The organism is Bartonella sp. CE47NXGY (assembly GCF_042195415.1).
GTDB lineage: Bacteria > Pseudomonadota > Alphaproteobacteria > Rhizobiales > Rhizobiaceae > Bartonella.
Genome location: NZ_JBHIOI010000055.1, coordinates 1 through 6,147 on the forward strand (window position 1 = coordinate 1; position 6,147 = coordinate 6,147).

At 42.2% G+C, this 6,147-nt stretch carries 3 protein-coding genes and 3 pseudogenes; 2 read left to right on the forward strand and 4 right to left on the reverse strand.

What is annotated here, in order from left to right; genetic code table 11:
• A pseudogene (locus tag ACFIL3_RS08895) lies at positions 1–905 on the reverse strand (phage portal protein); the annotation flags it as partial.
• A gap of 175 nt (positions 906–1,080) precedes the next feature.
• On the opposite strand from ACFIL3_RS08895, the gene ACFIL3_RS08900 reads away from it, so the two are divergent.
• Entirely contained in the window at positions 1,081–2,247 is a 1,167-nt protein-coding gene (locus ACFIL3_RS08900) for a tyrosine-type recombinase/integrase (protein ID WP_375682101.1), read from the forward strand.
• Positions 2,248–2,454: 207 nt separating this feature from the next.
• Positions 2,455–2,656 (forward strand): annotated as a pseudogene (locus tag ACFIL3_RS08905) (helix-turn-helix transcriptional regulator).
• A gap of 103 nt (positions 2,657–2,759) precedes the next feature.
• Here the strand turns inward: ACFIL3_RS08905 and ACFIL3_RS08910 are convergent.
• From ACFIL3_RS08910 to ACFIL3_RS08920, 3 genes and pseudogenes are all read right to left on the reverse strand, one after another.
• Positions 2,760–3,161: a hypothetical protein gene (locus tag ACFIL3_RS08910; protein ID WP_375612658.1), complete on the reverse strand. Its 402-nt coding sequence runs from the start codon at positions 3,159–3,161 to the stop codon at positions 2,760–2,762.
• Positions 3,162–3,331: 170 nt separating this feature from the next.
• Positions 3,332–3,739: a hypothetical protein gene (locus ACFIL3_RS08915; protein WP_041581383.1), complete on the reverse strand. Its 408-nt coding sequence runs from the start codon at positions 3,737–3,739 to the stop codon at positions 3,332–3,334.
• Positions 3,736–6,147, reverse strand: a pseudogene (locus tag ACFIL3_RS08920) (hemagglutinin repeat-containing protein); the annotation flags it as partial. The gene ACFIL3_RS08915 and the pseudogene ACFIL3_RS08920, both read right to left, overlap by 4 nt.

Here is a 6,147-nt window from a genome sequence, read left to right on the forward strand (position 1 = left end):
TTTTGAAGCAATGGGAGCAGCTGTGTGATGATACCAAAGGTGCGCTCTTTCTCATTCGGGCTGGTTGGAGCATCATCAACAACAATGTCATACTCGACACTCGTTACTTCTTCACGCGTCAATGGAATATATTGCGCATTCTCTTCACCAGATATCCGTACCAAACGACCATCGGACAAGTAATTCTGTATAAGGTGCAAAATAATCTTACCTTGCCGCTTGCGATACAAACGTAAACCATCAAACAGACAAGCAAGCAGATTTAAACTGGATTGGCGTCGTTGTGCCTCCAAAATACCCGCTTGTGTCACTTCCCTTGTACCAATGAATTCGGGTGATAAACCCGTCACCTGATTAATTGCTTCCTTAGCTTCATTAAACAGCTGGAAAAAGCCCTCTGGAAACTGTGCTACAGGCTTTGGTTGTATCTTGCCTTCTGCAAGAGCGCCATCTTCAGCAACTAGCAACGCATCAGCCCGCGCCCAATCTTGCATAGCCTGCCTGATGTCCTTAAACGCCCCTTCCTCGACAATAAGCCCCCCTTTGGATTGGCTATTAAGGATATACATCACTTGACTAAAATATTTATTCGCCCATCGTTGTGGATCTTTTGTCGGACGGACAACCCCATAAAATTGCCGTTCTATCTTATCAAAATACCCTGTTATACACTCCCAACCCAATTGACCCGCTGGAACCAAAGGTTGATCAGGGGATTCAAGCAATTTTCTCCCTAAAAAAGCACGTTTTACGACCTTTTTATTGAAAGCTGCCCCTTGGATATCGGGCATCATGCACTGGAGCTGCTTAAATTCTTCCTCGCTATAATCACGAAGTTCTCCAGTGCTTAAATCGGGCGCTTTGTAATATCGCTCGCTTTCAAACCAACGGCATTCAACAAGCGTTCAAGGCATTGATTTATAATCATAATCTAGCGTTATTCATATTGAATGAGAACCCTGAATAACGTAAGATTCTCTCATCTTAAATCTGTGTATCTTGAATCAATTCATATCACTTGCTTGCACACCACAAGCGGGGCTGACGTGTGGGTAAAAACTATAGCAGAAAGGAGTAAAAATGGTTCTTATGAATCGTCTTAATGCAAGATCTGTCGCAACATTGGGAACTGGCAAATATAATGATGGTGCCGGCTTGCTTCTTCATAAGCGTAAAGATGGAGGTGCTCAATGGCTGTATCGTTATACCATTCATGGGCGGCGTCGCGAAATGGGCTTGGGTGCTTTAAGAGATGTCTCTTTAAAACAAGCCCGTGAATTGGCAACTGGGTGGCGGGCTGTTTTACGTGAAGGGCGTGACCCTATTAAAGAACGTGAAAAACAAAAGCGTGAGGCAATAAGCAATCTCCATTACTTAAAAGATATTGCACTAGATACTTTTGAAACTCGTAAAGCTGAATTAAAAGGTGATGGTAAAAATGGTAAATGGTTTACACCTTTACGCCTTCATATTCTCCCTAAATTAGGCTGTTTACCCGTTTCAGAGATTACGCAAACAGAGATACGCAATACCCTTTCTCCCATTTGGCATACAAAGGCTGTAATTGCTCGAACAGCATTGATACGTCTTAATCTTTGTCTCAAACATGCGGCTGCATTAGGTGTAGATGTTGATTTACAAGCTGTAGAAAAAGCAAAAGCTCTCTTAGGAAAACAACGCCATAAGGTCACTAATAGACCAGCCATGGATTGGAGAGAGGTTCCGGCTTTTTATAAAACACTCTGTGAAGCATCAACCATAACACAACTGGCTTTGCGTTTGCTTATTCTGACAGGTGTTCGTACCAATCCTTTACGTCATATTCATAAAGATCAAATTGATGGGGATATATGGACCATACCTGCTGAAAATATGAAAGGCAAGCGTGATACAACAAAAGAATTTCGCGTGCCTTTATCAACTGAAGCATTAGACATTTTAAAACAAGCACGATTGCTTTCTCGTAATGATTTCTTTTTTTCTGCTAAAGGTCGCGGTCCCCTCGCTGAGAAGTGTATGGCTCAATATATGAGAGACAATAAACTTGAAGCCTGCCCGCATGGTTTTCGCTCTAGTTTACGCGATTGGCTTGCTGAAACAACCGATGCCCCCTATGAGGTCGCTGAAACTATTCTAAGTCATACAGTCGGAGGACAAGTAGAGCGCTCCTATCGTCGTACTGACTATCTAGAACAGCGCCGTGTCTATATGGATAAATGGGCGGCTTATGTCACGGGTCAAACCTAAAATATGGGGTGAATAACCCCATTATCTGTGGATAACTTTAGCTCTCTTGTCTCTCATTCTTTCTCAATAAGATTCATCACGTATCACATCAGAAATTGTATAATAAAATATTGTTTTCTATGAATAAAACATCTTTCTAAATGAACCAAAATGTGGTTAATAAATAGTTATGATTTGTTACCATTTTTATAGTGAAAGGATTTTAATATGACAGAAAATGATATTCTTTTAACAGACCGTGAAAGTGCAAAATTGCTTCATATGAGTGTCTCAACTTTCCGCCGTCATGTAACCCAATGGCTCTCTCCCAAAACCTTTAAAATTTGGTTTTTTATCGCGTTGGTTACAATCAGATCTTTTGAATGTCATCGAGCAAGCAAAACAGCAACGTTATAACGACGCGGCATAAAAAGAAAACCTTGTCACGTAAGGACGGACAAGGCTTTCTCAAGCTCATCAAACCTGGTGCTTTATTTGGTGTAAATTCAAGGCTTTCTCTGCTGAAGCAAGACTTAAGGCTGGCATTCAAGTTGTTCTGAATGTTTTTTACAATAAGGGCTATTTAAGCGTCTCTCAACACTTCGCTGAGGCGTGATAGAACCACTAAGAGGATACACCGGAATCCTATCATCTTGACAATTTTCACACCACTTTCCATTTTCACTTCTATAGTGGAAGCCAGATTGAAGCATACAAGTATGAATTATTGCCCATTCACCGAAACCTAATCCACTATTTTCTGTATCGGCATTATAAGGAGTTGGCTTACCACACTCTAACAATGCTTTTGCTACTTCAGTAGAATCTGCATCTGGCTTTTGCCATATAACAAAGTATTTTGAAGGAGGCTTTGAGTCACATCCAGCGATACTTAACAAAGCCATGCAACTCAACAGTTTTAAGATTTTCTTCATTTTTCCCCTCTTTCAATGGATTTATTTACGATAAAACAGAGCTCATAAACCTGTTGATATTTCCTGTCACCGCTGCTTAAAACAACGGTGAACAATATTGAGATGATTGGTTGAGAAAACAATCCCACCATTCCAAGCGAAGGCAAGGATGGCGGATTGTTGATCATCACTTAAGGCTTGCATTCAGGTTGTACTGGACTTCTTTTACAAAACGGGCTGTTTAAGCGCTTTTCGACACTTCTCTTCGGAATGACAGCACCAGGCTGACAAATGGGAAGGTTTTCTTCTCTAAATGTATAACACCAGTTTCCTCTCCCTTTATAATGGAATCCTGATTGAACCATGCAAGCATAAATTGTTGCATCCTCATTAATACTAAGCTTTCTGTTTTCTGAATCAATATCAAAAATGCTTGGCATTCCGCATTCTAACAAGGCTTTTCCTACTTCAGTAGAATCTGCACCTACCTTCTCCCACATACTCACATACTCTGGAGGAGGCTTATCAATGTTTTCAATGTCACATCCAGCTACACTTAATAGGACTATACCACTCAATAATTTCAAAATTTGTCTCATTTTTTCTTCCATAAATGCTCTAAAATTGAATAAGTTGAATTAATTTGTTTAGTAGGCGGTATTCCATAATTAGTTATACACGCTTTACTTGCATCACCATAACAATTATGGGGACTAGGATCATACCCGCCTAACGCCCTCCCTCCCTCTATCAATGGAGAGGTTGCTGTAGTCAATAAACTGGTTCCTACAAACAGCGTCATATATAAAGGATTTTTTATACCTTTCTCCAAAAGTGAAACATCTAGATTTAAAGGTACTTTATAAAAAGTAGGTGCATTGTAACCAAACAACGTACTAATGGGGTCAGATGCATGGCTTTGTAAGTAAACATGATCATTTTTGCCATCGCTTACGACATATAATGCATTCGCTATAGATCGAGCATGATCCGCTGGTCCAAAAAGATAGATATCTGTTTTTTCTGCTATACCGTGAATGCCGCGCTTTTCAAAGTCACGCAGTCCATTGCCTACTGTTAAGCTACCACGACTATGCGCACTAACAATAGCCTTGTCATTACCATAACGAGAGGTAAAATCTTGGAATTTCTTGGCCGAATTACTCCATCCCCCAAAATACTCATAAATTGCTACCCCATACTCTACGAGCCTGTCTTTAGCTTGTGGGTGGTATGTAAAATAAAGGGGTTCATGCGCATTATCAGCTAATTGGACAGCACGATAGGCAGCCTCATCTGGTGTGTTAAAAATACCATTATAGAACATACGCCTGTTGCCATCAGAACCAGCTTGTAAATGCTTTTCTTCCTCTGGTTTTAAATAGCGATACAGAATTATTGGTTTTCCATCACTGCCTTTTATATACTCTCCATTTTCATCGGTTAAATAGAGGACATTGCCATTTTCATCATGCGCAATCTCACCTACTGGATGCTCTTTGACATTTGCGACTTCGCGCACTTTGTCCCAGTATCCCAATCCTTCATCCGATAAATCATTGATCATATCTAGGCGATTATGCACTGCTCCCTCAAGCGGTGCGACATCTAGCTGTCCTACAGCTTGGTGGGCTGCTGCGGTGTTGCGGTTGAGAGAGCCAATGATTTGTCCAGCATCTTGCCCCATCGCCCTCTGTCCAGTTGTATCAGTAAGAATGATAGTCCCATCGCTGATAGCAGATTTGGTTTCCCCTTCTGCTCCATCCTTGGCTTTGCCGTGATTTAAAACATTCTTGGCAATGTTTTTTATCGTGTCATTCCCAGAAAGGCTAAACCCATGGCTGCTGGCTTTAGCATGGGCACTGTTGCTGATATCACTGGTGCTAATGCTTCCTGTGGTCAGGCTGTTTTTGTCCGCCGAGGCTGTGCTTTCAATAATACCTCCGGTTAGGGTCGTTTTGTCTTTAACTATGATATTAAAGCCGCCATCACCCGCTTTGATGCCTGATTGCTCCACAACACTATGATAATCGCTGGAGGATTTATCCTTTTGGAAAGAGGCGCTCATGGAGCCCCCACCACCCGTTTGTCCAGCACCAAACCCAACAGAAACAGAGTTTTGCTTGCTGGAAGTTTGTCCCGTATCACTGCGGCTGGTAATGGCAAAATCACCCCCTACTTCCATTTCTACACGCTCTCCAGAAACCACGGCGCCTGCCAATGTGGTGTTTGCCCCACTCGTGGTATGAACAGTGCCGGTGCCTATAATATGGCTGTTTTTGTGTTGAACTTCCTCACTGGAACCTTCCCCTTGACTAAAAGCAGCACTACCCGTTGCCCCTGCGCCACCCGTGCCATAACCGGTGCCAACACTCATTGAAGCACTTTCACTGCTGTTGTGTGTGCTTTGCGTGTTTTGTGCACTTTCAAAGGTGATATCTTCACCTGCTTCCATAGTGATATTTCCGCTCTGTGCATCATTTTCCAGCACATAGATTGGATTGGTACCAGCAATAATATCAGCGCCAACACCATGAATGCTGCCTTTGTGGGCTTGCATGTTAACAGCGCGTCCGCCTTCTATGCTATCTGTCACCGCTGTGGAAACTTGAGAAGAAGCTTCTGTTTTCTCAGTTTTAAAGCCCACGGTTACACTGCCAGATGCGCCAGCCAGATTGGCAAGAGCATCCTTGGTGGAGCCCCCCAACCCTCCTAATGAGCTACTCAGTCCTTTGGTTGTGTTCCCCTTTTCCCCCCGTATTGCCAGTCAGCCAATTAATAAAGTTCTCTCCTTTATTAAAGAGGTGATTGATTTTCATGCCGGTCAATATGCCATTAATAACTGTATTGTTACCATCCTTATTATTCATGTGATCTGCGGCATCTTTTAGTCCTTGTACCGTGCCAAGGACACCGATATCAACGGAAGTTGTCACACCAGCAAAAGACTTTTCATGTGTCTCTTTGCCGTTAGAGGTATCATAGCTTTCTGATAGGGTGATATTAT